Origin of the sequence: Bradyrhizobium ganzhouense (genome assembly GCF_049949285.1) — a bacterium.
In the GTDB taxonomy this organism is placed as follows: Bacteria; Pseudomonadota; Alphaproteobacteria; order Rhizobiales; family Xanthobacteraceae; genus Bradyrhizobium; species Bradyrhizobium ganzhouense.
Map to the genome: position 1 here is coordinate 4,414,930 of NZ_CP181318.1, position 25,552 is coordinate 4,440,481.

Annotated in this window: 23 protein-coding genes and 1 pseudogene; 14 read left to right on the forward strand and 10 right to left on the reverse strand. The window is 64.3% G+C overall.

Annotated elements, in window-relative coordinates; translation table 11 throughout:
- The first annotated feature begins 94 nt into the window (after positions 1-94).
- Positions 95-1,105, forward strand: a complete 1,011-nt coding sequence (locus ACLFLU_RS20060) for a M23 family metallopeptidase (RefSeq protein WP_426413871.1) — start codon at positions 95-97, stop codon at positions 1,103-1,105.
- Positions 1,106-1,123: 18 nt separating this feature from the next.
- On the opposite strand, the gene ACLFLU_RS20065 is transcribed toward ACLFLU_RS20060, so the two are convergent.
- Complete coding sequence (locus tag ACLFLU_RS20065; RefSeq protein ID WP_426413872.1) at positions 1,124-2,596, reverse strand: protein adenylyltransferase SelO; 1,473 nt, start codon at positions 2,594-2,596, stop codon at positions 1,124-1,126.
- 194 nt (positions 2,597-2,790) lie between these two features.
- Here ACLFLU_RS20065 and aspS point away from each other — a divergent pair, with 194 nt between their 5' ends.
- Entirely contained in the window at positions 2,791-4,563 is a 1,773-nt protein-coding gene (gene aspS / locus ACLFLU_RS20070) for an aspartate--tRNA ligase (protein WP_426413873.1), read from the forward strand.
- Positions 4,564-4,865: 302 nt separating this feature from the next.
- On the opposite strand, the gene ACLFLU_RS20075 is transcribed toward aspS, so the two are convergent.
- Positions 4,866-6,842 (reverse strand): hypothetical protein, encoded by a 1,977-nt coding sequence (locus ACLFLU_RS20075; protein WP_426413874.1) that lies wholly within the window; start codon positions 6,840-6,842, stop codon positions 4,866-4,868.
- A gap of 245 nt (positions 6,843-7,087) precedes the next feature.
- Here ACLFLU_RS20075 and ACLFLU_RS20080 point away from each other — a divergent pair, with 245 nt between their 5' ends.
- The 4 genes and pseudogenes from ACLFLU_RS20080 to ACLFLU_RS20095 all read left to right on the forward strand — a co-directional run bounded on the left by ACLFLU_RS20080 (position 7,088) and on the right by ACLFLU_RS20095 (position 12,254).
- Positions 7,088-9,397 (forward strand): NADP-dependent malic enzyme, encoded by a 2,310-nt coding sequence (locus ACLFLU_RS20080; protein WP_426413875.1) that lies wholly within the window; start codon positions 7,088-7,090, stop codon positions 9,395-9,397.
- Positions 9,398-9,697: 300 nt separating this feature from the next.
- The gene (locus ACLFLU_RS20085) at positions 9,698-10,150 is read left to right on the forward strand and encodes a DoxX family protein (protein WP_426413876.1); all 453 of its coding nucleotides are present in this window, start codon (positions 9,698-9,700) and stop codon (positions 10,148-10,150) included.
- 94 nt (positions 10,151-10,244) lie between these two features.
- Positions 10,245-10,784 (forward strand): annotated as a pseudogene (locus tag ACLFLU_RS20090) (tetratricopeptide repeat protein); the annotation flags it as partial.
- Positions 10,785-10,826: 42 nt separating this feature from the next.
- Positions 10,827-12,254 (forward strand): tetratricopeptide repeat protein, encoded by a 1,428-nt coding sequence (locus ACLFLU_RS20095; protein ID WP_426414034.1) that lies wholly within the window; start codon positions 10,827-10,829, stop codon positions 12,252-12,254.
- A 78-nt stretch (positions 12,255-12,332) separates the two neighbouring features.
- Here ACLFLU_RS20095 and ACLFLU_RS20100 read toward each other — a convergent pair whose 3' ends face one another.
- The 4 genes from ACLFLU_RS20100 to ACLFLU_RS20115 all read right to left on the reverse strand — a co-directional run bounded on the left by ACLFLU_RS20100 (position 12,333) and on the right by ACLFLU_RS20115 (position 16,408).
- Positions 12,333-12,887 (reverse strand): dihydrofolate reductase, encoded by a 555-nt coding sequence (locus tag ACLFLU_RS20100; protein WP_426413877.1) that lies wholly within the window; start codon positions 12,885-12,887, stop codon positions 12,333-12,335.
- Between the two features lie 7 nt (positions 12,888-12,894).
- Entirely contained in the window at positions 12,895-13,905 is a 1,011-nt protein-coding gene (locus ACLFLU_RS20105; RefSeq protein ID WP_426413878.1) for a polysaccharide deacetylase family protein, read from the reverse strand.
- A 164-nt stretch (positions 13,906-14,069) separates the two neighbouring features.
- The gene (locus ACLFLU_RS20110; RefSeq protein ID WP_426413879.1) at positions 14,070-14,639 is read right to left on the reverse strand and encodes a glutathione peroxidase; all 570 of its coding nucleotides are present in this window, start codon (positions 14,637-14,639) and stop codon (positions 14,070-14,072) included.
- A 92-nt stretch (positions 14,640-14,731) separates the two neighbouring features.
- Entirely contained in the window at positions 14,732-16,408 is a 1,677-nt protein-coding gene (locus tag ACLFLU_RS20115; RefSeq protein WP_426413880.1) for a L,D-transpeptidase family protein, read from the reverse strand.
- A 208-nt stretch (positions 16,409-16,616) separates the two neighbouring features.
- On the opposite strand from ACLFLU_RS20115, the gene ACLFLU_RS20120 reads away from it, so the two are divergent.
- Positions 16,617-17,165, forward strand: a complete 549-nt coding sequence (locus tag ACLFLU_RS20120) for a CreA family protein (protein ID WP_426413881.1) — start codon at positions 16,617-16,619, stop codon at positions 17,163-17,165.
- Here the strand turns inward: ACLFLU_RS20120 and ACLFLU_RS20125 are convergent.
- Together ACLFLU_RS20125 and ACLFLU_RS20130 are read right to left on the reverse strand one after the other, a co-directional pair.
- A complete protein-coding gene (locus ACLFLU_RS20125; protein ID WP_426413882.1) occupies positions 17,155-17,349 on the reverse strand; it encodes a hypothetical protein in 195 nt (64 codons plus the stop codon). The two genes, ACLFLU_RS20120 and ACLFLU_RS20125, sit on opposite strands and share 11 nt — an antisense overlap.
- Before the next feature lie 215 nt (positions 17,350-17,564).
- Positions 17,565-17,750, reverse strand: coding sequence for a hypothetical protein (locus ACLFLU_RS20130; protein WP_426413883.1), 186 nt, complete (start codon positions 17,748-17,750; stop codon positions 17,565-17,567).
- Here ACLFLU_RS20130 and ACLFLU_RS20135 point away from each other — a divergent pair.
- On the forward strand, positions 17,749-17,913 hold the full coding sequence (locus ACLFLU_RS20135; RefSeq protein ID WP_426413884.1) for a hypothetical protein: 165 nt from the start codon (positions 17,749-17,751) through the stop codon (positions 17,911-17,913). The genes ACLFLU_RS20130 and ACLFLU_RS20135 overlap by 2 nt on opposite strands.
- Before the next feature lie 34 nt (positions 17,914-17,947).
- Positions 17,948-18,313: a hypothetical protein gene (locus ACLFLU_RS20140; RefSeq protein WP_426413885.1), complete on the forward strand. Its 366-nt coding sequence runs from the start codon at positions 17,948-17,950 to the stop codon at positions 18,311-18,313.
- 3 nt (positions 18,314-18,316) lie between these two features.
- Here the strand turns inward: ACLFLU_RS20140 and ACLFLU_RS20145 are convergent, their stop codons facing one another.
- Positions 18,317-18,562, reverse strand: a complete 246-nt coding sequence (locus ACLFLU_RS20145) for a DUF6719 family protein (protein ID WP_426413886.1) — start codon at positions 18,560-18,562, stop codon at positions 18,317-18,319.
- A 67-nt stretch (positions 18,563-18,629) separates the two neighbouring features.
- The gene (locus ACLFLU_RS20150; RefSeq protein WP_426413887.1) at positions 18,630-20,099 is read right to left on the reverse strand and encodes a PLP-dependent aminotransferase family protein; all 1,470 of its coding nucleotides are present in this window, start codon (positions 20,097-20,099) and stop codon (positions 18,630-18,632) included.
- Between the two features lie 76 nt (positions 20,100-20,175).
- Between ACLFLU_RS20150 and ACLFLU_RS20155 the strand changes: the two genes are divergently transcribed.
- The 5 genes from ACLFLU_RS20155 to kynU all read left to right on the forward strand — a co-directional run bounded on the left by ACLFLU_RS20155 (position 20,176) and on the right by kynU (position 25,411).
- The gene (locus ACLFLU_RS20155) at positions 20,176-20,901 is read left to right on the forward strand and encodes a pyridoxamine 5'-phosphate oxidase family protein (protein ID WP_426413888.1); all 726 of its coding nucleotides are present in this window, start codon (positions 20,176-20,178) and stop codon (positions 20,899-20,901) included.
- Between the two features lie 52 nt (positions 20,902-20,953).
- Positions 20,954-22,231, forward strand: a complete 1,278-nt coding sequence (locus tag ACLFLU_RS20160; protein ID WP_426413889.1) for an ArgE/DapE family deacylase — start codon at positions 20,954-20,956, stop codon at positions 22,229-22,231.
- Between the two features lie 270 nt (positions 22,232-22,501).
- A complete protein-coding gene (locus tag ACLFLU_RS20165; RefSeq protein ID WP_426413890.1) occupies positions 22,502-23,311 on the forward strand; it encodes an alpha/beta hydrolase in 810 nt (269 codons plus the stop codon).
- A 34-nt stretch (positions 23,312-23,345) separates the two neighbouring features.
- Positions 23,346-24,185, forward strand: coding sequence for a tryptophan 2,3-dioxygenase (gene kynA, locus ACLFLU_RS20170; protein WP_426413891.1), 840 nt, complete (start codon positions 23,346-23,348; stop codon positions 24,183-24,185).
- Between the two features lie 23 nt (positions 24,186-24,208).
- On the forward strand, positions 24,209-25,411 hold the full coding sequence (gene kynU, locus ACLFLU_RS20175; protein WP_426413892.1) for a kynureninase: 1,203 nt from the start codon (positions 24,209-24,211) through the stop codon (positions 25,409-25,411).
- Positions 25,412-25,552 lie beyond the last annotated feature (141 nt).

A 25,552-nucleotide genomic window follows, 5' to 3' on the forward strand; every position in this document is an offset into this window, starting at 1 on the left:
ATGATTGAAGCGCGATAGGCGATCTACCTTGCCGCGCAGATGCGGCCATGGTTTGCTCGACCTGCTCATCGAATTCGCAATACGAGATATCCGCATGTTGCCGCTGCACGTCCGCAAGCTGGGATGGCTTGTTGCCACCCTGCTGCTCGTCGTTTTCAACGCCATCCCAGATGCGGCGCGCGCCGATTTCAACTTCGCCCGCTACAAGGAGACCGATCTCGACGAATTCCTGACGCGGCGACGGCCAGCCACCGGCCGGGACGTCTATCCAATGTCACCGGTGAAGCTCGACGTGACCCTCGCCTCCCACGGCGGGCCGTGTCCGAGCCAGGATTTCAAGCGAGCCCTGATCACGAGCGGCATGCCCAAGCAGGACTCGGACGGATTGCAGGTGACCAACTGCATCACGGTGCGCTCCGCCCAGGGACGCGAGCTCAAGGTCTTCATCCAGGATGTCGTTTACGGCTTTCTTCCCGACGAGGTGCCTGTGGGGGACAAGCTGTCGCTCTATGCGATCCACATCTACACGTCACCGGAGGGGCCGGGCCTTCTGGTCAATGAATTCCTGACGCCCAAGAGTGCGCCGCGTGCCGACAAGCCGCCGCCGAACACGGCAATGGCGTCGTGCGGATGCTGGACCCTGGGCGAGCATCCCGGCGTCGATTTCACCTCCGACAAGGCCGGCGGCCCGGTGGCGGCGATGGCGGACGGCGTCGTCGTCAAGATCGAGAATAGCGAGCAGACGCCGGCCGATCTGCCGATCATCGGCGGCTGCGGTCGCTACGTCGTGCTCAAGCACACTTATCCCAATGGCGGCATCATCTACACGCGCTACGTCCAGCTCGGCCGCATCAATGGGCCGAATGGCCAGCCGCTCGCGATGGGCGCCACTGTCAAAGCGAAAGACACGATCGGCGAGGTCGGTCCCAACAAGGTGCTGCATTTCGAGCTCCGCCCCGTCGCGCCCGGCACGATAACGACCGACAAGGCGTGGGCTGAGCGCTACGCCAACATGCCGGACATGGAATGGTCACGCTACAATCCCGTCGATCCGCAGAAATTTGATGCGGCATCGTTCGGCGGGGTGCGGAAGGCGACGAAGTAGGGGCGGGTGGGACGCGCCTCACGTCCCGCAAAACGTCTGCAACACCCGCTGGTCCGGCAGCGGCGGATCGGCGTAGGCCGCGTACTCCGGCTGGTCCTGATAAGGCTTTGCCAGCACCTTCACCAATTCCTCGAACGGCGCGTAGTCGTCGTCATTCACCGCGGCCTGGATCACGGCCTCGACGCGGTGGTTGCGCGGGATGAAGATCGGGTTGACGGCGTGCATCGCGGCCTGCCGCTCGGCCGGGCTCTGCGGCTCCAGCGCGGTGCGCTGGCGCCAGCGTCCGGCCCACTCGTCGAAGGCTGCGGGCTCCGTGAACTGCGCGCGCACGTCGGCACCGTCATCAACCGCGGCATCACCGAGCTTGCGGAAGGTGAGGGTGAAGTCGGCCTGGTTCTTGGCCATGGCATCCAGCAGGTCCTGGATCAGGGCCTCGTCGCCGTCGCGCTCCGTGAACAGGCCGACCTTCTTGCGGAGCCCCACTTGATAGGCCGCGCTGAATGTCTCGCTGAAGGCGCCGAGAATGTCCTGGGCTTCCGCGACCGCCTTCTCCTGCTCGTCTCCGAACAGCGGCAGCAGGCATTCGGCGAGCCGGGTCAGATTCCACAGCGCAATGCGGGGCTGGTTGGCATAGGCATAGCGGCCCATCTCGTCGATCGAGGAAAACACCTGCGCAGGATTGTAGGCGTCCATGAAGGCGCAGGGGCCGTAATCGATGGTCTCGCCTGATATCGATGAGTTGTCGGTGTTCATCACGCCGTGGATGAAGCCGACCAGCAGCCAGCGCGCGACCAGCCCAGCCTGGCGCGCGACGACGCCCGCGAGCAGCGCGTGATAGGGCCGCTCGGCGCGAAGCAGGTCTGGATAGTGGCGGGCGATGACGTGATCGGCGAGCCGGCGAATCGCGTCGGTGTCGCGGCGGACCGCGAAGAACTGGAACGTGCCGACCCGGATATGGCTCGCAGCGACGCGTGTCAGCACCGCGCCAGGCAGCACAGTCTCGCGGATCACGGGCTCACCGGTGATGACGGCGGCGAGCGAGCGCGTGGTCGGGATGCCGAGTGCGAACATCGCTTCGCTGACGATGTACTCGCGCAAGACCGGCCCGAGCGCGGCGCGGCCATCGCCGCGGCGGGAGAACGGGGTGGGACCCGAGCCCTTGAGCTGGATGTCGCGGCGGATGCCGTCCTTGTCGATGACCTCGCCGAGCAGGATCGCCCGACCGTCGCCGAGCTGGGGCACGAATTGCCCAAACTGGTGTCCGGCATAGGCCATGGCGATCGGGTCGGCACCCGCTGGAACCGTCTTTCCGGCCAGGATTTCGGCGCCCTCCGGGGTCTCCAGCATATCGGGATCGAGCCCGAGCTGGACCGCCAGCGGCCGGTTCAGCTTGATCAGCCGGGGCGCGGCAACGGGGGTCGGCGCAACGCGGGCAAAGAAGCTGTCCGGCAGTGCGGAATACGAGTTCTGGAAGGGAAAATGGACTGTCATGGCCTCAAGATAGGCCTCGAACGCCTGATGGCAAAGGCTCGGGCCCAGATTGGCCAAAAATGGGCACTTCGAGCCCAAAACTGCCCGTTCCCTTGGTTGCCGCCTCCGGCCTCGTCGGGTAAACCCTGCCGCAACGTCGGACCGGCTGGCTCAGTCGTCCGATTCGCTTCCTCAGACATCATTTTGGGACGACCATGCATCGCTACCGGTCACATACATGCGGCGCGCTCCGCGAGAGCAACATCGGCGAGACCATTCGCCTCTCGGGCTGGGTCCATCGCGTGCGCGACCATGGCGGCGTGCTGTTCATCGACCTGCGCGACCATTACGGCCTGACCCAGTGCGTGGTCGACCCGGACTCGCCGGCGTTCGCGCTGGCCGAAAAGCTGCGCTCGGAATTCGTGGTCAAGATGGACGGCAAGGTCCGCCGCCGCCCCGAGGGCACCGACAATGACGATCTGCCGACCGGCAAGATCGAGATCTATGTCAGCGAGATCGAGGTGCTGGGCCCCGCCGGCGACCTGCCGCTGCCGGTGTTCGGCGACCAGGAATACCCTGAGGACATCCGCCTGAAGTACCGCTTCCTGGACCTGCGCCGCGAAAAGCTGCACCAGAACATCATGACGCGCGTCGAGATCATCAAGTCGATGCGCCGGCGCATGGAGGGGCAGGGCTTCTTCGAGTTCAACACGCCGATCCTGACCGCATCCTCTCCGGAAGGCGCGCGCGACTTCCTGGTGCCCTCGCGCATTCATCCGGGCAAGTTCTACGCGCTGCCGCAGGCGCCGCAGCAGTACAAGCAGCTGCTGATGATGTCGGGCTTCGACCGCTACTTCCAGATCGCGCCATGCTTCCGCGACGAGGACCCGCGCGCCGATCGCTTGCCGGGCGAGTTCTATCAGCTCGACGTCGAGATGAGTTTTGTGACTCAGGAAGACGTCTTCGCGGCGATGGAGCCCGTCATCACCGGCGTGTTCGAAGAGTTCGCCAAGGGCAAGCCGGTGAGCAAGAACTGGCGCCGGATTCCGTTTGCCGAGGCGCTGCGCAAATACGGCAGCGACAAGCCCGACCTGCGCAACCCCATCGAGATGCAGGACGTCTCCGAGCATTTCCGCGGCTCCGGCTTCAAGGTGTTCGCGCGCATGCTCGAAGACCCCAAGAACCAGGTCTGGGCGATCCCGGCACCTAGCGGCGGCAGCCGCGCCTTCTGCGACCGCATGAACTCCTGGGCGCAAGGTGAGGGCCAGCCCGGCCTCGGCTACATCATGTGGCGCGAGGGCGGCGAGGGCGCTGGTCCCCTGGCGAACAACATCGGGCCGGAGCGGACGGCAGCGATCCGCGCGCAGATCGGCACCAAGGAGGGCGATGCCGCCTTCTTCGTTGCCGGCGATCCCGACAAGTTCTGGAAGTTCTCAGGCCTCGCCCGCAACAAGGTCGGCGAGGAGTTGAACCTCACCGACAAGGAGCGGTTCGAGCTCGCCTGGATCGTCGATTTCCCGATGTACGAGTACAACGAGGACGACAAGAAGGTCGACTTCTCGCACAACCCGTTCTCGATGCCGCAGGGTGGTCTTGACGCGTTGAAGGGCCAGGACCCCCTGACCATCAAGGCGTTCCAGTACGACATCACCTGCAACGGCTACGAGATCGCCTCGGGCGGCATTCGCAACCACGTGCCGGAAGCCATGGTGAAGGCGTTCGAGATCGCAGGCTACGGCGAGCAGGAAGTGGTCGACCGCTTCGGCGGCATGTACCGCGCCTTCCAGTACGGCGCGCCGCCGCATGGCGGCATGGCCGCCGGCGTCGACCGCATCGTGATGCTCTTGTGCGGCACCAACAATCTGCGCGAGATCTCGCTGTTCCCGATGAACCAGCAGGCCATGGACTTGCTGATGGGCGCACCGTCGGACGCCACCACCAAGCAGCTCCGCGAGCTGCATGTGCGGGTGAACCTGCCGCAGAAGTGATCTTGCTTTGCCTCTCCCCGCATGCGGGGAGAGGCCGCATCGCATCGAAGATGCGAGGCGGGTGAGGGGGCTCTCCACGAGTCGGCCAGGCCGATATCACATTAGGTTTTTCAACGTCGTCATTGCGAGCGCAGCGAAGCAATCCAGAATCCCTCCGCGGAAAGACTCTGGATTGCTTCGCTGCGCTCGCAATGACGCGGAGAGGCCCGCGGCCTCTATGACAGAGTGATTGCGGAAGCAGCCCCTCACCCCAACCCTCTCCCCGTAAGAACGGGGCGAGGGAGCGCACCGCCGCCGTAGCCCTACAACCCCGTCGACGCCTCGATCCTGAACTGCGCCAGCGCGCTCTGTGGATCGGTTTGCAGGAGCTGCATCAATTGCATCAGCGGCGCCTTGGCGCGCGGGGTGAGCTTGATGGACAGCGTCTGACCCGGCGTCTCGACGAAGCGGGCGATCGCGTCCACGGCCGCGTCCGCATCCGGATTGGCGGAAGCAATCTGCTCGCGCTTGGCCTTGATGCTCTCCACGAGCGCCTGGCGTGCGGCGTCGCGGCTGACACTTTGCATGCGCGCGAACTGCGTCACGACGAGATCGACGCCGCCATTGTCGCGCAGTGAGAGCTCGAGCGCGCCGGCCTCGATCCGGGCCGCGTGGCCCATGAGCTGCGCGGGATCGGTTGAAAATATCTCACGCGGCACGTTGCCGAGAGCCACATGTAATTGCGCCTTGGCGATGCCTCCGATGTCGAGCGTCGCCGGCGCCAGAGCGAAGCTGTTGGCCGACTCGGTCCAGGCCGCGCCGAGATCGAGGTCGATCGCGAGCTTGTCGATGCCGCTGGCGATCAATGCAAGCTGCTTCGGATCGGATGGATCGGTGGGCGTGACAAATTTGGCAACCACATGCGCCTTGCTCGGAATCGAGCCGACCAGCTGCCCCCAGTCCAGGCTCAGCGTGTCGATCGTGACCAGCTTCTTCGTGGTCTTGAACGGCGCAGTGACGCCCTTGACCTCCGCACCTGCGAGCACGCCGAACAGGCCCAGCATCTGATCCGGTGAGGGCGCCCGCCCGGGCGTAGTGAGGCTTGCTGCCCACCGCACCAGGTTCGTCGTGCTGAAGGACTTCAGCGCGAAGCGCTCCATCTTGAACTGCCCTTGCGGGGACGGCGTGTCGACGCCCTCGACTGCGAATTCGCCGTCCTTGTACCTGACCACATTGATGCTGCCGGTTCCTTGCGGCGTCGTGATCGAGGTCTTGCCGATCTCGATTTTGCCGATGCGGAGGCCTTCATAGAAGTCGGCGAGCTTCTCCATCATCTCGCGCGCCTGAGCCGGCGTCGGCGGCGCCGACGGGTCCTGGGGCAGCATGGCAAGCATCTCGGCCAGCCGGAATTTCGACGGCTGCACCCCGATATCGTCGACGGAGAAGCCGTCGACCTGAAGGCGGACTTCGCCGGACGTCACCGTGTAAGGTCCCGCCGAAACCTGCCTGTAGAGCTGATGAGTGCTGTCGTCATTCGCCTTTTGCGGATCGAACGCGGCGAGCAGGCCGGTGGCATCGAAATCGCTCATCGTCAGGTTCGACAGCTCTCCCGTCAGCTGGCCGGGCTTGCCCGGCTGCATCGTCTTGAACGCGAAGGTGATCCGATCCGCCTTGGTCGCCTCGACCCTGCCGTGCCTGAGGTTTTTCATCACCAGACCCGAATAGGTGAGATCGCCACTTTCGGGCTTGGCGGTATCGGGCTTGCTGGCGACGGTGACGGCAATCGTCGGCACCTCAATTGAGGACGCCGAGACGCTGCTGAACTGTTCGAGACCGAACCGATAGAGATCGGTGATGGCATTTGATGGCGGCAAGGCCCGGGCCCTGATCGCCCCGCTGTAATCCCGTATCGTGGCTTGCGGGACTCTGTAGCCGGCCTTCATCTGCGACGGGCCGATGGTGCTGTCGATCGCAAACTCGATGCCCGAGACCTCGATTGCATCGGCAGAAAACTGGCCCTCGTCGCCTTGGCGCACGCCGGTCGCCCTGACGCTGGCGATCTTGATATGCATTTGCGACTGCTGGCCGGGATCGACGGCGAGGTCCTCGATCGTGAGGGTGCGGCTCGGCAGATCGAACCCGATCTTGCCGTGGCTGGCCTTGCCGCCGCTGCTGCGGATCTGCTCGAAGGCCGTCTCGATCTCGGCGGTGACGCGATGTTTTGCGTAGAGGCTGAAGCCGAACCATCCGCCGGTGGCGAGCACCGCGACTGCGACCAGGCCGATCAGGATTCGCTTCATTCCCAGCTCCAGTTGCTCGTTGTGCGCTGCGCAAGCTGCCATATTCGGGAAACGTCGCGCGGTCCAGGGAAAGCTAGCGCTGTCAAACATTTGACCGTGCGCCCTGTTGATGGGGCCGCAATCGGATGTTGCCACCGGGGCGCCCGCCGTGCTTGATCCCGTTTCCATGACCCGGAAATACCGTCCGCTTGGAAGGCTGCTCCGGATGATGCATTTTGAGGCCGGTAACGCGAGGCAGAGACCGCATGTCGTCCTATTCTGATGATCTCCACCAAGCGGCGCTGGCCTATCACCGTCTGCCGCGCCCCGGAAAGCTCGAGATCCAGGCAACAAAGCCGCTTGCGAACCAGCGCGACCTCGCGCTCGCCTACTCGCCGGGGGTGGCGGCTGCCTGCACCGAGATCGCCAAGAACCCGTCGGAGGCCGCAACGCTGACGGCCCGCGCCAATCTGGTCGCAGTGGTCTCCAACGGCACCGCGGTGCTTGGCCTCGGCAATATCGGCCCGCTGGCGTCCAAGCCGGTGATGGAAGGCAAGGCGGTCCTGTTCAAGAAATTCGCCGGCATCGACGTGTTCGACATCGAGATCGCCGCCGACACCATCGAGCGCGTGGTCGAGACCGTGGCGGCGCTCGAGCCCACCTTCGGCGGCATCAATCTGGAAGACATCCGCGGGCCGGAATGTTTCGAGATCGAGGCGCAGCTGAAAGAGCGCATGAAGATCCCGGTCTTCCATGACGACCAGCACGGCACTGCGATCATCGTCGCCGCCGCCATCACCAATGGCCTGCGCCTGAACGGGAAGAAGCTGTCGGACGTCAAGATCGTGGCGTCGGGGGCGGGGGCCGCGGCGATCGCGACGCTGAACCTGCTGGTGTCGATGGGTGCGCAGCGCAAGAACATCTGGGTCTGCGACATCGACGGCCTCGTTTACGAAGGCCGCAACACCACGATGGACCGCTGGAAGGCGGTCTATGTGCAGAAGACCGACAAGCGCACGCTTGGCGACGTCATTGGCGGCGCCGACATCTTCATCGGCCTGTCCGCGCCCGGCGTGCTCAAGCCCGAGATGTGCAAGGCGATGGGCGACAAGCCCCTGATCATGGCGCTCGCCAACCCGACGCCTGAGATCATGCCCGAGGAGGCGCGCAAGGTGCGCCCCGACGCGATGATCTGCACCGGCCGCTCCGACTACCCGAACCAGGTCAACAACGTCCTCTGCTTTCCCTTCATCTTCCGCGGCGCGCTCGATGTCGGTGCCAGCGCCATCAACGAGGAGATGAAGCACGCCGCCGTCGAGGCCATCGCGCAGCTCGCGCGCGAGGCGCCGTCGGATGCGGTGTCGCAGGGCTTTGACACCGGCGAGACGCAGGGCTTTGGCCCGGGCTCGCTGATCCCGAGTCCCTTTGATCCGCGGTTGATCTTGCGCATCGCCCCCGCTGTGGCCAAGGCTGCGATGGAGTCCGGCGTCGCGACGCGGCAGATCACCAATTTCGACGAATACACCGCGCTGCTCGAGCGCTTCGCCTTCCGCTCCGGCCTCGTCATGAAGCCGATGTTCGCCAAGGCCAAGACCCAGCCGGTGCGTGTGATCTACGCCGAAGGCGAGGACGAGCGCGTGCTGCGCGCGACCCAGGTCGTGCTGGAGGAGAATCTGGCGCGGCCGATCCTGGTCGGCCGTCCGTCGGTGGTGGAGGCGCGCATCAAGCGCTTCGGCTTGTTGATCAAGGCGGGCAAGGATTTCGACCTCGTCAATCCCGAGGACGATCCGCGCTATCGCTCCTATGTCCAGTCTTATGTCGAGGTCGCCGGCCGCCGCGGCGTGACACCGGATGCGGCGCGCACGGTGGTGCGCACCAACAACACGGTGATCGCGGCGCTTGCGGTCACGCGCGGGGAGGCGGACGCCATGCTTTGCGGCGTCGAAGGCCGCTACATGCATCATCTGCGTCATGTCCGCGAAATCGTCGGCTTCCAGGCTGGCGTCGGCGACTATGCCGCGCTCGCGCTGCTGATCACCAGCAAGGGTGCCTTCTTCATCGCCGACACGCAGGTGCGCCCCAATCCGAGCGCGGAAGAGCTCGCCGAGATAGCTTCGCTGGCGGCGGTCCATGTCCAGCGCTTCAACATCAAGCCGAAGATCGCCTTCGTCTCGCACTCCGATTTCGGCAGCTACGACACCGACTCCTCGCGCAAGATGCGCCGTGCAACCCAGTTGCTGAAGGAGAAGCATCCGGAGATCGAGGCCGACGGCGAGATGCAGGGCGACACCGCGCTCTCCGCCGCTGCGCGAAAAATGGTGCTGCCGCACTCCAAGCTGGAGGGCGAGGCCAACATCATGATCATGCCGACGCTGGACACCGCCAACGTCGCCTATCAGATGATCAAGTCGCTGGCGGACGCGCTGCCTGTCGGCCCGATCCTGATCGGCCCGGCGCGGCCGGCGCATATCCTCACCCCGTCGGTGACCGCGCGCGGTATCCTCAACATGACGGCGGTCGCCGTGGTCGAAGCGCAGGAGCGCGCCGCAAGGCAGCAGCCGACGCTGTTTACGTAAGGCGGCGGTTCTTCACCTCGCCCCGCTTGCGGGGAGAGGTCGGATCGCATCGTAAGATGCGATCCGGGTGAGGGGGAGCCTCCGCGAGTCCAACTGCTACCGACCTTGCGGAGGCTCCCCCTCACCCCAACCCTCTCCCCGCAAGCGGGGCGAGGGAGCACACCTCCGGCGCATCCACACCTCGATCTTTTCAAAACAGTTCGCCATTTCCCCGTTTGTAAACCGGCGCACAACTCATCATAATCGCTCGGTACTCTCGTCAAGACGCCGATCTCAAAAGCCTGAGCCAAGAGGCCGACCATGCCAGCGTTCGTGACTTTCGGGCGAATCCTGTTCGCCGTGCTGTTCATCTACACGGGCGCGACCAAGCTCTTTGCCATCCAGGCGACCGCTGATTTCATCGCCACCAAGGTCGTGGTGCCTGACGTGATCGCGCCCTATGCCAAGCAGGTCGAGACGGCGACCGCGATGACCACGCCGCAACTCCTGGCGATCGCGCTCGGCGGGCTCGAGATCATTGCGGGGCTGATGATCGCGCTGAATTTCGGCGCGCGCTTCTTTGCGATGCTGATGATCATCTACATGGTGGCGTCGACCGTCCTGTTCTACGATTTCTGGGATCAGCCGGCGCCTGACAACGCCAAGATGCTGGTCGACGCGCTGAAGAATCTCTCGATCATCGGCGCACTCTTCATGATCATGGGCTATGGCCGCGCCACGCGCTCGGCCGAGACCGCCTACGGGGACGTGTAGGTCTGGCCCTCGCGGTGTACCCAGCTTCGCGCAAGGTCGTTGCTGCAGGATGATCGGGAGCGAGTCATCGCATCGATGATAGGGCCCCCTCGTCATGTATGCCGAAGCTTCGTCAGTTGCTGTATCGCTCGAGGCCGGTCTCGCGCACCATCGCGCAGGCCGCCTGCCGCAGGCAGAGGCGATTTATCGGCAAATTCTGGCGTCCCAGCCGGATCACGCGGACGCTGTGTTCCTCCTGGGAGTTGCTTCGCTCCAGACCGGTCACCCCGACAGGGCGCTCGATCTCTTCATCCGTGCCGTCAAGCTCCAGCCACGTAACAGCGTCTATCACAGCAACATGGCTGTCGCTCTGCGCGCTCTCGGGCGCAGGGGCGAGGCCATCGCGAGCTACCGGGAAGCGCTGCTGCATCAGCCCGGCAATCTGGATACGCACGTTCAGCTTGGTCTCCTGCTGGGTGAATGCGGAGACGTCGCGAGCGAGGAGGCCCAGTACCGGCTCGTGTTGCGACATCCCGTTGGCCTCGACCTCGCCGCAGTTCGCGCTCAGGTCGATGCGCGTTTCCATCTCGCCAATCTGCTGGTGAGACGGAAGCAATTTGATGATGCGATCAGCGAGTTTCGGCAGGTGCTGCGGCACAGACCGGATTTTGCGGAGGCCCATTGCAATCTTGGGGCCGTGCTGTTCGATCTCGCCGCCTTCGAGGAATGCGAGCGTTGCTATCGCGAGGCGCTGCGCCTCAACCCGGGATTTGCGGAGGCCCATAATAATCTTGGCGGTCTTCTCATCAAATTGGGGCGCCTCGACGAGGCCGAGGTCAATCTTCGCGAAGCCTGCAAACTCAGGCCGGATTTCCCCGAGGCCTTGAACAATCTCGGCGACTTGCTGCGTCTGCGGGGGCGGCCGGAAGAGGCGGAAGCATGCTGCAGGCACGCTTTGCGTCTGAAGCCGGACTATGTTCCGGCGCAACTGATCCTGGGCAACGCGCTTCGCGAGTCCGGGCGTTTCCACGACGCGGAGTCTTGCTATCGGGCAGCTCTCGATCGCAATCCGGCCTGGCCGGAGGCGCTCAACAATCTCGGCACCCTGCTGTACGATCTTGGGCGCCCTGATGAAGCCATTCAGAGTTTACGAACGGCGGTGTCGCACAGGCCGGATTATGCCGACGCGCATTTCAACCTTGGGATCACGCTGTTGCTGGCCGGCCAGTTCGACGAAGGATGGCGGGAATATGAGTGGCGATGGAAGCAGGAGACGAAAAAGCCGCATCTGCGCGGCTTCCGCCTGCCTCTCTGGGATGGAGGCGCTATCGGCGATCGCGTCCTGCTGCTGCATGCCGAGCAGGGCCTGGGCGACACGCTCCAGTTCTGTCGCTTCGTGCCGGCCATTGCGGCGGGGCGGCGGGTCGTTCTCGAGGTTCAGCGGCCACTGCTGCCGCTCCTGGCGGGGCTGCCGGGAATCGAGAGTATCGTCGCCCGTGGTGACCCGCTGCCGCCATTCGATCTGCATTGTCCGCTGTTGAGCCTGCCGCGGGTCCTTGGCACCACGCTCGACACCATCCCGCGAGAGGCATCCTATCTCCGGGCCGATCCGCAACGCGTGGCGGCCTGGCGCCAGCGCGTCGGGCAGCTCGATGGCCTGCGGGTCGGCCTCGTCTGGGCCGGCAATCAGACCATGAGCGGCGACCGCCGCCGCTCCATTCCGCTCGAACGATTTTCGGAGCTCGCGGATCTGCCGGGGGTGAGTTTCGTGTCTCTGCAGAAAGGAGCGGCGGCCAGCCAGTCGCCGCCGCCGGGTCTGTGCTTGCATGATTGGACTGACGATCTTCGCGACTTCGGTGAAACCGCAGGGCTGATCGAAGCCCTGGATCTGGTCATCAGTGTCGACACAGGGGTGGCGCATCTCGCGGGCGCGCTTGGCCGCCCGGTCTGGCTGCTCAATCGCTTCGATCGATGCTGGCGGTGGCTGCTGAACCGCGACGACAGCCCCTGGTATCCGAGCTTGCGGCAATTCCGGCAGATTCAGCCCGGAGATTGGACCGGCGTCCTCCGGAACGTGCGGGCTGAGCTCGAGAAATCCAAGCCGACCCGGCCCGCCGCGCAGTAGGCGTTATGCGTTGCAAGCCCATGCGTTGCATGTAGGTATCTGGACACCGGTACAGTGCATGGGGTTGTTTTGCACGTTTTAGGTCGCCGGCCGCCACGGCGTGACGGTCACTCCATGCGCCGCATCGAGCATGTAGGGCGTGCCCGGCTTCATCCCATGCGACGCCAGCACTTCGTGCGGTGTCCGCTCCGGCACGCCCACAAAACAGCCTTCGCCGCCGGGCAGCCGCACATGCGGGGCTTCCGACAGCCAGAACGTGTCGAAGCGTTCCATGAACAGGTCGAACACGACGGGGCCGCCGATGATTGCGATCCGCCCCGAGGCGACATCCGCAAAGGCGCAAGCCTCCTCGAAGCTTGCATGATCCGGATTCCACAGCGTCGCGTTCGGCATCTCCGGATCGACGGTGAGGGCCTTGATCTTGCGGGTGGTGATCAGCCGCTTGCGCTTGGGCGAATTTTGCTGCTGCTCATGCGAGTTACGGCCGTGCACGATCAGCGCCGCGCCGTCGAGCGCCTGCTCGAAGAACAGCTTGTCGCCTTCGAACTTCAGGCTGTCGGGCATGACGCGGCTGGCGTCGGCAAGCATGCCGTCCGCCGAGACGATGACATAACCTTCGAAATGGAAGGACAAGCGACTTCTATTCGGAAACGGTCGTCACCACGGAATTGACCGGACGCGTGCTCACCGTCGGCAGCTTGACGTCCTTCATCAGGTCCTGGTCGTATTCGGGGAGCGAGGCGACCGGCGCCTTGGCGCGCATCGCCACCACCTTGTAGCCGCCGGCCTTGAGACGGTTCAGAAGCTCGGGCAGGGCTTCCGCCGTGTGCTTCTGGAAGTCGTGCATCAGGATGATGCCCTTGCCCTTCTTCTCGAGCCCCTTCATCACGGTCTCGATCACCTTCTCGGGCTTCGAGGCCTTGAAGTCGAAGGAGTCGATATCGCAGGAGAAGATCGCGACGTTGCGGTTGCCGAGATAGGTGACCATCTCCGGCGGATGTTGCAGCGCCGGGAAGCGGAAGAACGCTGCGGGCGAGATGCCGCCGAGCGCCCATTTCACGGCGCTGATGCCCTTCTCGATCTCCTCCTTGCGCTGCGCCTCGTTCAGCTTCTTGTTGTTGAGGTTGGCGTGCGACCAAGTGTGGGTGCCGACGACGTGGCCGGCCGCGTAGACCTGCTTCAGGATCTCCGGCTCGTAGGTGGCGTGCTTGCCGATCGAGAAGAAGATGCCGGTGGTGCACTGGTCGGCGAGCGCCTTCAGCACGGCGGCCGTGTTATGCGGCCAGGGACCGTCGTCGAAGGTCAGGACGACCTCCTTGTCGCGCAGGAAGTCGAGCTCCTTGAAATGCTCGAAGCCGAAGCCGGGACCGCCTGTCGTGTCGATCTCCACGGTGCGGGCGACGCCCAGCGCGTCCGGATTGTTGCAGGCCGCGCGTGCCGGCTGCGGCGCCTGTTGCGGCGGCGGCGGGAAGGCAGCGGCCTGCGGCGCGGGCGCTGCGGCTGCAGCAGGTGCCGGAGCAGCGGCTGGTGCTGCCGCGGGGGCGGCCTGGGTGGCGGCCGCGGGTTTCGCCGCCGGGGTCTGCGACCAAGCCGCGCCTGTCAGCGCAACAGACATCGCGCTTGCCAAAATCAGTCCTGCCGCCACACGCATGGTGTTGTCCTCGAGATTGATCCCGTTGTTCCGCCGCGGCTTTTCGCCTCTGGCAAAACCTATCCTGCCCCTGATCATCCTAGCCTAGATGGTGCTCCATCGCCATTGCAACGGCTGTTTGGCTCTTCGTCCCAATTGTGCCCAAGCCTGTTGAGCGAGGGGCCTCAACTGTCAGCCAAGGCCCGGGCGATTGCCGTCTTCATGCGTGTGTCGGCAGGCTCGACAGCTGACGGAAAGACCTCGGCGATGTAGCCGTCGCGGCCGATCAGGTATTTGTGGAAGTTCCACTTAGGAACCTCCTTCGGCCGTGCCTCGGCCGCCCATTTGTAGAAGGGATGCGCCTTCGCCCCGACCACGACGGCCTTGGCGGTGATGGGGAAGGTAACGCCGTATTGGTGGTGCGCAGTTTCCGAGATCTCGCTGGTGCCACCGGGCTCCTGGCCGCCGAAATCGTTGGAGGGCACGCCGATCACGGTGAGCCCGCGCTCGCGAAACTCGCTCCAGAGCTCCTGCAGCCCGGCATATTGCGGGGTGTAGCCGCACAGCGAAGCGGTGTTCACGACCAGCACGGGCTTGCCAGTGAACGCGGCCAGCCGAATGTCGTCGCCGGACAAAGCGGGGAACGAGAATGCGTAAGCGGAGATCCGGCTCATGCCGCCATCCGCCTGCGCGCGCGTTGCCGATGTGGCTGCCGCGAGAAGCGCCGTGGTGAGTAGGGTTCTGCGGTTCAACATGGCGGCGTCCCCCGGATGTGATCCGACAGGCAGCTTACTCCGGCGAGACGACCGGCCCGCTCAACACCGCGTTATCTGACGCGGTGCCAGGCTTAGTACAGGCGGACGATGAAGTCGGTGCCTTCGCCGGTCTCGCCCTGGTTGATGCCCTGGTCGGAGACGATGACCGAGCCGCCGGTGGTGAGCATCTCGTTGATCTTCGCCATGGCGTCGGCAGGGATGGTGATGCGATCAAGTGCCTCGGCCGGGCTATCCGGCGTGATCACCGGCTTTGCGGCAACAGGGATCACGGCGGCGCCACGCTGGCGGCGCGTGACGCGACCGTCGTCCTCACGCGCAGCGGCGCGGACGGCGACGGGTAGAGACACCACGGACCAATGCAGCGCATTCGTATCGGTCTTGTCGACCTCGGCGGTGAAAACGTGAGTGCCGAGCGGCCGGTCGCTTGCCGCGATGGTCACGGGCACATCGAACAGCGGCGCAAAGTTCTGCCGTACGTAGAGCTTGGAATCCTTGCGGCTGATGAACACCGCAATCTGACCGGTCCGCTTCGGCAGGTCCGGCTTCACGGACGGTGCGGGATCGGCGACGCGGGTCTGGTCCTTCTTTGCGTCCGGCGAAGCGGCTTGCGCGGGCGCAATTGCCGTTACCGCCGCGTCGGGCTTCTTCTCGGTCGTTGCGGCGTCAGCCTTGACCGGCTCGGATTTGGCAGGTTCGGAAGTGGCAGCCTCTGCCTTTGGCGCGTCGGACTTCGCGGCCTCGACCTTGTCAGCCGGCTTCTCGTCCGATGTCGTATTGGGAGATTCTGCGGCTTCTGCAGGCTTCGGTTCCGTGCTCGCCGCTTCGGGCTGCTTGGCCGGCTCGGAGGTCTCGGCGGACTTGGTGTCGGTCTTGATCTCGGCTTTGGTTGCTTCCTCACGGACCGGCGCATTACCCGTGGTCATATCCGACATCACGATATGGCCGACCGAGGAGCGCAGTTCGGGCACGCCTTCAGCGCTGGCGGTTTTGGTTTCAACCGGCTTCGCTTCAGTGACCTTGGTTTCAGGCGCACCCTTGTCCGCCTTGTCGCCAACGCTTGTCGTCGGCTCGAGGCTTGCAGCCGGCTGCGGCGGGACGCGCAGCGAGGCGAGCATTGGATGCGAGAAGTTTTGCGGTGTCATCTGGCCGGGCGTGACGATCACGCGTGCGCCCATCTTCGTCCAGTTCCACATCTTCACCGCAAACGCCATCGGCATGCGGATGCATCCGTGCGAGGCCGGATAGCCCGGCAGCACGCCAGCATGCATGGCGATACCGGACCAGGTGATCCGCTGCATGTACGGCATCGGCGCGCCGCTATAGATGTTGGAGTGGTGGAACTTGTGCTTCTGGATGATGCTGAACACGCCCATCGGCGTGGAGTGGCCTTTCATGCCGCTCGACACCGGCGACTCCGCGAACACGCCGTTGGAATCGTAGACCGTCACCTTCTGGCGGTCGATCGAGACCACGATGACGAGCGGACCCTGCGGTTTCGCGCCGGTCTCCTTCTCGACGAGGGTCTCCTTCTTGGCGGCTGCCGCGCTGCGCTTCTGCGGCTTCCGTCGCGGCTCCTCGGGATACCGCTCTTGCTGGGAGTAGTAGGACGTGCCCGAATAATCCGGTGTGTAATAGAACGCTGCTTCTGCGTGGCTGGACGTACCGATCGCACCCGCGGCCGTCAGAATGGCGAACTGCCACAGCCGTGCCGGAGCGGCAGCAAAACGGGACCCGTTCACGCTAGTCATTCCTCGAATCCGTAATCCAAATCAGACATTAGTGTCGCAGAGGGGATACGCGTTCACCAGCATAGCAGTTCTGCCATCAGCGACATTTGTCCAAGACGTAGCAAAAAAGCCTCACAGAGCGGTAAACGGCGGCCGCGCCCGGCTGCCATCGTCTTCCTGAACGATCACCCCATGCCTACATTGCGGGAACTTGGTACCGGAGAACTTCATGTCATCTCGTTTCCCCGGTCTTTCCGGCATCCGCTTGAAAGGCCTCGCTTTATTCCTCCTGGCTCTGGCCATGCCGGCGGTATCCGCGCAGGCCGCCGACGAGCCGGATCTGATCTTCCGCCGCTCCACCGTGTTCAAATGGATGAGCCCGAATGACAAGCTCGCGACCTACGGCCTCGACGACCCCGAGGTCGAGGGCGTGGCCTGCCATTTCACGGTGCCGGAAAGGGGCGGCTTCAAGGGCTGGCTCGGTCTTGCCGAGGAGGTTTCCGACGTCTCGCTCGCCTGCCGCCAGATCGGTCCAATCAAGTTCAAGGACAAGATGGAACAGGGCGACGACATGTTCCGGAAGCGCCGTTCGCTGTTCTTCAAGAAGATGCAGATCGTGCGTGGCTGCGACGCCAAGCGCAATGTGCTGGTCTACATGGTCTATTCGGACAGGCTGATCGAGGGATCGCCGAAGAATTCGACCTCGACGGTGCCGATCATGCCATGGGGACCGGCCGACGCGAATGTCCAGAAGTGCGGGGACTTCTTCACTCAGTGATGTGATCGCGGCTCGCGCGCGGTTTCGCAAGGTGCGAGCCGCTCAGACGTACGAACGCCTGCGGCGCGGCCTCGTAGCCGCGGCCTGATTGCAGGGCCATCGCCCCTGGCGAAGCGGTGCGTTGATCGGCGGGGTCGTTCCGTTCGGCCGCGTCGCGCGCCATTGCGCGATCTTGCGCCATCATAATGGCCATTCCTTACATGGGCCCGTTGATGGGCCTTTCGATTTTCGAAGGCTTCGGTCGCGCCCGGCGAGTTCCGGGGTCATCGGCCGGACCGGCGTTCGTTTGCGGTTCTCTTCAGCAGAAAACCGTAAAATGCGTGTGAAGCGCTGACGTCGTGGATGTGACCGCGTCACTTCAACCCGCGTGGACGGTTGCTCCCAAGCGGGTTCAACCCGTTACGCGCCCCATCTGAAATGATTGATGTTTTCCGGGAATTGTTTCGTCCTGCCACGGGCGACGAAACAATTTTCATCGTGGACGAAACCATTTTGGGCTTTGGGCGCATCACGGAAGAAACCGCGGATGGTTATCAGCGTCACAACGACGACGGCACATCGTCGGCCATCCGGGGACAGATCCATGCGCGCGCTCAGCTTCATCCTCGCTTTAGGCTTCGTGCTCGCCGGTTCCTCGTTCGCCGGCGCGCCGGACGGCAATCTGCCTGGTATCGGTACCTTCCAGTACAGCGGCTCGCCGGTGACGACCACGGCACCGCAGCCCATCGTTCTCGCCGCGCGCTTCTGATCAGCAACAAGAAAATCAGCCGGCAAAGGCCATCATGTCCCTTCGTCTCTGCGCTGCAGCGGTCCTCTCCCTTCTGACGATCAGTTCCGTCCAGGCGCAGGTGCGCGCACCGAGCCGATTGCCGGACCCGCGCACCGAATTCGTGCGGCAATGTGCTCCGCGCATGCTGGGGCGATGGGAGCATCCGGAGGAGGTCTGCGGCTGCCTGCATGACCACGCCGCGGCCGTGGTCGAGGATCGCGACCTGCGCGAGGCGCTGCTGCGCGGCATCAGCGAGACCGGCGTTCCCACGATCGAGACCGAATGGGTGCCTGCGGCAAAGCAAAGTGAGATCGGCGCGACCTTCACCAAGATCGCCAAGCCGACCCTGCAGTGCATGTTCGATCCGGCGAAGTCCTAGCGGTTATTTCGATTTCGGACCGTACCGCGCCACGCAGGAACTGATTCGCACGACACCCTGGTCGCTCATCTTCGAACCGCGCACTTCCTTGACCTGTCCGGCCGGGCAGGTTCCGTCATCCACCATCACGCGCTGACCAAGCTTGAGATCCACGATGTCCTGCTCGCGGCCGACCGAGGCTGCGTGCGTCGCTGTCGCGAGGGTGGCGGAGATCAGGAGTGAGAGACAGGCTGCGCGACAGAGTGGCATGATGAGGGGTTCCGGCATCGGTGCAGCAATGTAGGGAGCGGTACACGATTCTCATAGTGAACCTTTGTCACGCCCGCCGGCCCGACTTGCCTTTGTTGCGCAAGACGGCCCGCGCCTCCCGCGCGAGTCGTTCGGCGGAGGCGACGAGGCGTGGAACCGCATGCCCCGAAAATCCCAGTACGAAACCGGGTAGCGGACGTGCCCGCGCATAGGTGTCGGCGAGCAGCCAGCCTTCCGCGCCCGCGGCCTGTTTCGCTTCGGCTGCAATCGCTGGCGCAACCGACGGATCGAACTGCGCGACGAGGTGCAAGCCCTGCGACGGCACCGGGACCGACAGCGCACCATCCGATGCCGCCTCCAACGTTTCGGCCAGCGCATCGCGCGCCTCACGGTAAAGCTTGCGCACGCGCTTCAAATTTGCGGCGAACGCGCCGGAATTGAGCATGTCGGCAACCGCGCCTTCCATCAGCGTTCCCGGAAAACGGTCCAGCGCGGCGCGGGCAGCGGTGACGTCGCCGACCAAGCGTTCGGGCAGGGCGCAATAGCCGATGCGCAGTCCCGGAAACAGCGTCTTGGCGAACGTGCCCATGTAGATCACGCGCTGAAGGTGATCGATGCCGGCAAGCGACATCAATGGGGCGCCGTCATAGCGGAACTCGCTGTCGTAATCGTCCTCGAACACGAAGGCGCCGGCCTGCTTCGCCCAGTCGAGCAGCTCGAGCCGGCGCGGCATCGACATCTGCACGCCGAGCGGAAACTGATGCGACGGCGTGACATAGGCCGCGCGCGCGGCCGGCGCGGCGGTGCGGCCCCTCGCGATTTGCAAGCCGTGGGCGTCGACGGGAACGGGCACGGTGCGATAGCCGCATTGCGCGATGGTCCTGCGCGCGATGGGATAACCGGGGTCCTCGCACCAGACCTGATCGTCGGCCTTCAGGATCGCGCCGAGCACGATGCGCAACGTATGCAGCGTGCCTGACGTGAGCATGATCTGGTCGGGGTCGCAGCGCAGCCCTCGCACCGATAGCAGATGGTCCGCGATTGCGACGCGCAACTCACGGCTGCCACGCGGATCGCCGTAGTGCAGGTGCTCGGCGCCGAAGGCGCGCATGCGCCGGCCGACAAACGCGCGAAAGCGCTGTACCGCGCGCTCGTCGATATGGGTGCAGCCGAGCGAGAGCGCGCCTTGCTTCGGCGCCTCGACAATCACCTTCGGTTTCTTTGATGTGGCGGCCCGCGCCGGAATGCGCGCGGCAACGAACGTGCCGGAGCCGACGGTGGCTTGCGCAAACCCGTCGGCGATCAGGCGCTCGTAGGCCGTGACGACCGCGTTGCGCCGAAAGCCGGTCTGTTTCGCCAGCGTGCGCGACGGCGGCAGCGGCTCGCCGGGCTTGACGAGGCCAGAGACGATCATCTCGCACAGCGCTTGGTACAGCCGGTGCGCCGAGGAGGCGCCGGCAGTGATGTGCGGGCCGGTGAGGTCGAGCGGCAGCTCGGCTTTGGCCGGGGCGAGAGAATTGGTCGGAATTTTTTGCATCGAATTGGCACTATCGCAGACCAAATGCGTGGCTACAACTAGCTTGGAGTTCTTCCAATTCCGACGAGGAGCGGCCGTGAGCCAGACCGAGAGCCAAAATTCCTATCCGACGTCATCGCGCAACCAGGTGAAGCGCCGGCACGATCGCGGCTTCTACGATCATGAGACGGTTCATCGTATCCTGGATTCCTCGATGCTGTGCCACGTCTCCTATGTCATCGACGGCCAGCCATATTGCACGCCGACCTTCTTCTGGCGCGAGGGGACGAAGCTCTATTGGCACGGCTCGAGCGCGAGCCGCATGCTGCGCAACCAGACCAAGGGTGAGCGCGTGTGCCTGACGGTCGCCCATCTCGACAGCCTCGTGCTGGCGCGCTGCGGCTTCAATCATTCCGCCGACTACCGGGCGGTGATGGCGTTCGGCACCGCCTATCTCGTCACCGACGCTCAAGAGAAGGAGCGCGCCGTGGTCGCGATGGTCGACCGCTTCTTCCCGGAGCGCACCGCGAGCCTGCGGGCGAGCAACACCCAGGAGATCAAGGCGACCTCCTTCATCGCGATGGAGATCGAGGAAGCTTCCGCAAAGGTCCGCGCCAAGGGTGTCGCCGACGACGATGAGGATTACGAATTGCCGATCTATGCCGAGCGCATTCCGGTTCGCACCGTTCTCGGTGCTCCGGAGCCATGCCCGCGGCTGCTCGACGGCGTGAGCCGGCCGGCGACGCTGAATGGCTATTCCGAAGGCCGACTGCTCGAAGATGCATTGCGGGATGCTTATTTTGTGGAGTACCCGAACGGCTGAAATCGGCTAGCTTGCGCGCACCCTTGACCAACTGGATGCCCGGAGTTGCCTGATGAATGCCGAAACGCAGCAGAGGATTCTTGACGCCGTCGATGCCGGCTTCGAAGCCCAGCTTGCGACCACACGCGATTTCGTCGCGATCCCGTCGACCCGCGGGGCGGAGGGGCCGTGCCAGGACATGATCGGCGACCTCCTGCGCGCGCGCGGCTATGAGGTCGACGACTGGCACATCAACGTCGATGATCTCAAGGATCTGCGCGGCTTCGGCCCGATCGAGCATGATTTCTCCAAGGCACGCACGGTGGTCGGCACTTATCGTCCGAACACCGAGGCCGGCAAATCGCTGATCCTCCAGGGGCACTGCGACGTGGTGCCGGCAGGTCCGCTGGAATTGTGGGACACGCCGCCGTTCTCGCCTGTCATCAAGGACGGCAAGATGTTCGGCCGCGGCGCCTGCGACATGAAGTCGGGTACCATCGGCGCGCTCTATGCGCTGGATGCGATCAAGACAGCCGGCCTTAAGCTGACGGCGCGGATTCACTTCCAGTCGGTGATCGAGGAGGAGAGCACCGGCGTCGGAGCACTCTCGACGCTTCAGCGCGGCTACCGGGCCGATGCCTGCTTCATCCCCGAGCCCACCGCCGGCAAGATGGTCCGTTCGCAGGTCGGCGTGATCTGGTTTCGGCTGCGGGTGAAGGGCCATCCGACCCATGTCGCCTTTGCCGGCTCCGGCTCCAATGCGATCATGGCGGCCTATCACCTCGTCCACGCGCTACAGAAGCTCGAGATCGAGTGGAACGAGCGCGCCAAGGCCGACCGTCACTTCAAGACGCTCAACCATCCCATCAACTTCAACCCCGGCATCATCAAGGGCGGCGATTGGGCCTCCAGCGTGCCGGCCTGGTGCGACGTCGATTGCCGTATCGCCATCCTGCCGGGCTGGTCGGTCGCCGATCACCAGAAGGAGATCATGGCCTGCGTTGCTGCTGCCTCGCGCAACCACCGCTTCCTCGCCAACAATCCGCCGGAGGTCGAATGGTCGGGCTTCCTGTCGGAAGGCTATGAGCTGACCGATTCCGCCGCGCCGGAAGCGGCGTTCGGAAAGGCCTTCGACAAGGTCTATGGCGGCGCGGTCGAGAATCTCGTCTTCACCGCGCTCACCGATACCCGCTTCTACGGACTCAATTACGGCATCCCCAGCCTGTGCTTTGGCGCCAGCGGCGGGGAGATGCACGGCTTCAACGAATATGTCGATCTGGAGTCGTTGAAGAAGACGACCAAGGCCATGGCGCTGTTCATCGCAGAATGGTGCGGGTTGGAGAAGGCGTAAGACTCTCTCCGTCGTCATTGCGAGGAGCTCTTGCGACGAAGCAATCCAGACTGTTTCCGCGGAACCAGACTGGATTGCTTCGCTTCGCTCGCAATGACGGGTGGATAGATCCGTAGGTGGGCAAAGGCGTCCGTCGCCGGGAAATTGTGACCACGGCTGCCCAATCCATCGGCTTCCTCAAATCCTTTAAGCTTAAAAGAAAGACTAGGATGCGGCCCTGACCGGTGGCAGACTGGCGTCCGTTTGCTGGGCGAGTCCGCGGGAGTCACGATGCGCGATTGGGATGATGCTTACGCTAATTCGGCCCATATCCCGGGCTCGGACAAGATGCCGGCGCAATGGGCGGAGCGGGCGGCGGCTTACCGCGCCGGGCTCAAGGGTTTTCGTGCCGACATCGCCTATGGCTCCGGTGAGCGCCAGCGTTTTGACCTGATCCTGCCCGACGGCGACAGCGAGGGCCTCGTCGTGTTCGTGCACGGAGGCTACTGGATGCGCTTTGACAAGTCGACCTGGACGGACCTCGCCGAAGGCGCGCGACACCACGGCTGGACGGTCGCGCTGCCGAGCTACACGCTGACGCCGGCCGCGCGCATCTCCGACATCACCGCGGAGATCACCGCCGCGATCGCGAAAGCGGCGTCACTCGTCGCAGGACCGATCCGGCTCGCCGGCCATTCCGCCGGCGGCCATCTCGTCACCCGCATGCTGTGCGACGACAGCCGGCTCGAGCCCGCCGTCTTCAACCGCATCGCCGGCACGCTCTCGATCAGCGGCCTGCACGATCTGCGGCCGCTGCTCAAGACCAGGATGAACGAGACACTGCGCATGACCATGGAGGAGGCGACGCTTGAAAGCGCGGCGTTGCATCTGCCGCGCGGACATTCGCCTGTCACCGCCTGGGTCGGCGGCAGTGAGCGGCCCGAATTCATCCGCCAGTCCGATTTGTTCGCCAATGTCTGGACCGGCTTCGACGTGCCGACGCGTCTTGTCGTCGATCCCGGGCTCAACCATTTTACCGTGATCGATGCGCTCAAGGATCCGTCGTCGCCGATCACCGCGCGGCTGATAGGCCTCGACTGACGAGGGCAAGGATGATCGATCGAGAGGGCCTGTCATGACGTCCAGCGATTACGATCCCTCAAGCGACGGCGCCGAGACCGATTTCGCCCGGCGCATGTCCTATGGCGACTATCTGTCGCTGGATGCGATCCTTGGTGCACAGCATCCGCTCTCCGAAGCGCATGACGAGATGCTGTTCATCATCCAGCATCAGACCACCGAGCTATGGATGCGGCTTGCCATCCACGAGCTCAGCGCCGCGCGCAGCGCTATCGCCAAGGATGAGGTGCAGCCCGCGATGAAGATGCTGGCGCGGATGTCGCGCATCTTCGAGCAGCTCAACAACGCCTGGGATGTGCTGCGCACCATGACGCCCAGCGAGTACACACGCTTCCGCTCGCAACTGGGCCAGTCCTCCGGCTTCCAGTCGCGGCAATACAGGCTGATCGAATTCCTGCTCGGCAACCGCAATCATGCCATGCTGAAGCCGCACGCGCATGATGCCGAGACGACGAAGTTGCTCGAAGCCGAACTCGCAACGCCGAGCCTTTATGACGAGGTGCTGCGGCTCGCCGATCGCAATGGGTTGAAAATGCCTGCGGCCGTGCTGGCGCGCGATGTTCGCGAGACCCACAGTTTTAGCGAGGGGGTACTGCAGGCCTGGCGGATCGTCTACGAGGCGCCGGAGACGCATTGGATGCTCTACGAACTCGCCGAAAAGCTGGTCGACTTCGAGGACTACTTCCGGCGCTGGCGCTTCAACCACGTCACCACGGTCGAGCGCGTCATCGGCTTCAAGCGCGGCACCGGTGGCACCGGCGGCGTCAGCTATCTCAAGCGCATGCTGGAGGTCGAGCTGTTTCCCGAGCTCTGGCGCGTGCGGACGATTTTGTAGAGATGACCAAGATGTCTACTCGCATGACCAGGCTTCGCGTCTACGACGACACCAAAGCGCTGTTTCATATCCCCGACGGCGTCGTCTATCTCGACGGCAATTCGCTCGGTGCAATGCCGCTTGGCGTTGCCGAGCGCGTCAGCCGCGTGATCACCGCGGAGTGGGGCAACGAGCTGATCCGCGCCTGGAACACCGCCGGCTGGTATGCCCAGCCGCGCCACGTCGGCGACCGCATCGCGCGGCTGATTGGCGCGGAAGCGGGGTCGGTCATGGTCGGCGATACGCTGTCGCTCAAGGTCTATCAGGCGCTCGCCGCCGCGCTCGACATGAATGCATCGCGCAAGGTCGTCCTGTCGGACACCGGCAATTTCCCGACCGATCTCTACATGGCCGAAGGTCTGATCGCGACGCTCGGGCGTGGCCATCAATTGCGTTTGGTGGCGCCCGAGGAGATCGAGGCCGCGCTGTCGGAAGAGATTGCGGTGCTGTACATCACCGAGGTCGACTACCGCACCGGCCGCCGTCACGACATGGCGGAGCTGACCGCCAAGGCGCATGCGCTCGGCATCATCACGGTCTGGGATCTCGCTCATTCGGCCGGCGCGCTGCCGCTCGATCTCGCCGGTTGCAGCGTCGATTTTGCAGCGGGGTGCACCTACAAATATATCAATGCCGGCCCCGGCGCGCCGGCGTTCCTCTATGTCGCCCCGCGTCATGCCGACGACGCACGCGCCGCGCTGTCCGGATGGATGGGCCACGCAAAGCCGTTCGCGTTCGAGCTTGGCTATGCGGCCGCCGGCGGTGTCGAACGCATGCGCGTCGGCACGCCGCCGGTGCTGGCGATGGCCGCGCTGGAGGCTTCGCTCGATATCTGGGATCGCGTCGACCTCGGAGAGGTCCGTGCACGTTCGCTAGCGCTCGGCGATTTGTTGATCGCTGAGGTCGAGCGCCGCTGTCCCTCCTTGAAACTGGTCACGCCACGCGCGCACGAGCGCCGCGGCTCGCAAGTCTCGTTCGCCTTCCAGGGCGGCTACGCCGCCATGCAGGCTGTGATCGCCCGCGGCCTCATCGGCGATTTCCGCGCGCCTGACATCATGCGGTTTGGCATCACGCCGCTTTATATCGGCGAGAGCGAGATCGTGCGGGCGGCCGAGATCATCGAGGACGTGATCAATGGCGAGGTGTGGCGGCAGCCGGAGTATCAGGTCGTCAATGCGGTGACGTGAGGACGGTTTCGTGTCCCGGGACGCAGCGCAGCAGAGCTGACGCGCTGCAAATGGGCGTGCCGATGTCACGGCGGCCATTACCTCCGACGTCATTGCTTTGCCGCGCGCAGCCATTCACGCTGAGACAACAACGAATTGGGA

Excerpts from the sequence above, each read along its gene's own strand:
- ACLFLU_RS20060 (WP_426413871.1), top strand. The coding sequence starts at position 95 with ATGTTGCCGCTGCACGTCCGCAAGCTGGGATGGCTTGTTGCCACCCTG.
- ACLFLU_RS20065 (WP_426413872.1), bottom strand. The coding sequence starts at position 2,596 with ATGACAGTCCATTTTCCCTTCCAGAACTCGTATTCCGCACTGCCGGAC.
- aspS (WP_426413873.1), top strand. The coding sequence starts at position 2,791 with ATGCATCGCTACCGGTCACATACATGCGGCGCGCTCCGCGAGAGCAAC.
- ACLFLU_RS20075 (WP_426413874.1), bottom strand. The coding sequence starts at position 6,842 with ATGAAGCGAATCCTGATCGGCCTGGTCGCAGTCGCGGTGCTCGCCACC.
- ACLFLU_RS20080 (WP_426413875.1), top strand. The coding sequence starts at position 7,088 with ATGTCGTCCTATTCTGATGATCTCCACCAAGCGGCGCTGGCCTATCAC.
- ACLFLU_RS20085 (WP_426413876.1), top strand. The coding sequence starts at position 9,698 with ATGCCAGCGTTCGTGACTTTCGGGCGAATCCTGTTCGCCGTGCTGTTC.
- ACLFLU_RS20105 (WP_426413878.1), bottom strand. The coding sequence starts at position 13,905 with ATGCGTGTGGCGGCAGGACTGATTTTGGCAAGCGCGATGTCTGTTGCG.
- ACLFLU_RS20110 (WP_426413879.1), bottom strand. The coding sequence starts at position 14,639 with ATGTTGAACCGCAGAACCCTACTCACCACGGCGCTTCTCGCGGCAGCC.
- ACLFLU_RS20115 (WP_426413880.1), bottom strand. The coding sequence starts at position 16,408 with ATGACTAGCGTGAACGGGTCCCGTTTTGCTGCCGCTCCGGCACGGCTG.
- ACLFLU_RS20120 (WP_426413881.1), top strand. The coding sequence starts at position 16,617 with ATGTCATCTCGTTTCCCCGGTCTTTCCGGCATCCGCTTGAAAGGCCTC.
- ACLFLU_RS20125 (WP_426413882.1), bottom strand. The coding sequence starts at position 17,349 with ATGATGGCGCAAGATCGCGCAATGGCGCGCGACGCGGCCGAACGGAAC.
- ACLFLU_RS20135 (WP_426413884.1), top strand. The coding sequence starts at position 17,749 with ATGCGCGCGCTCAGCTTCATCCTCGCTTTAGGCTTCGTGCTCGCCGGT.
- ACLFLU_RS20130 (WP_426413883.1), bottom strand. The coding sequence starts at position 17,750 with ATGGATCTGTCCCCGGATGGCCGACGATGTGCCGTCGTCGTTGTGACG.
- ACLFLU_RS20140 (WP_426413885.1), top strand. The coding sequence starts at position 17,948 with ATGTCCCTTCGTCTCTGCGCTGCAGCGGTCCTCTCCCTTCTGACGATC.
- ACLFLU_RS20145 (WP_426413886.1), bottom strand. The coding sequence starts at position 18,562 with ATGCCACTCTGTCGCGCAGCCTGTCTCTCACTCCTGATCTCCGCCACC.
- ACLFLU_RS20150 (WP_426413887.1), bottom strand. The coding sequence starts at position 20,099 with ATGCAAAAAATTCCGACCAATTCTCTCGCCCCGGCCAAAGCCGAGCTG.
- ACLFLU_RS20160 (WP_426413889.1), top strand. The coding sequence starts at position 20,954 with ATGAATGCCGAAACGCAGCAGAGGATTCTTGACGCCGTCGATGCCGGC.
- ACLFLU_RS20165 (WP_426413890.1), top strand. The coding sequence starts at position 22,502 with ATGCGCGATTGGGATGATGCTTACGCTAATTCGGCCCATATCCCGGGC.
- kynA (WP_426413891.1), top strand. The coding sequence starts at position 23,346 with ATGACGTCCAGCGATTACGATCCCTCAAGCGACGGCGCCGAGACCGAT.
- kynU (WP_426413892.1), top strand. The coding sequence starts at position 24,209 with ATGACCAGGCTTCGCGTCTACGACGACACCAAAGCGCTGTTTCATATC.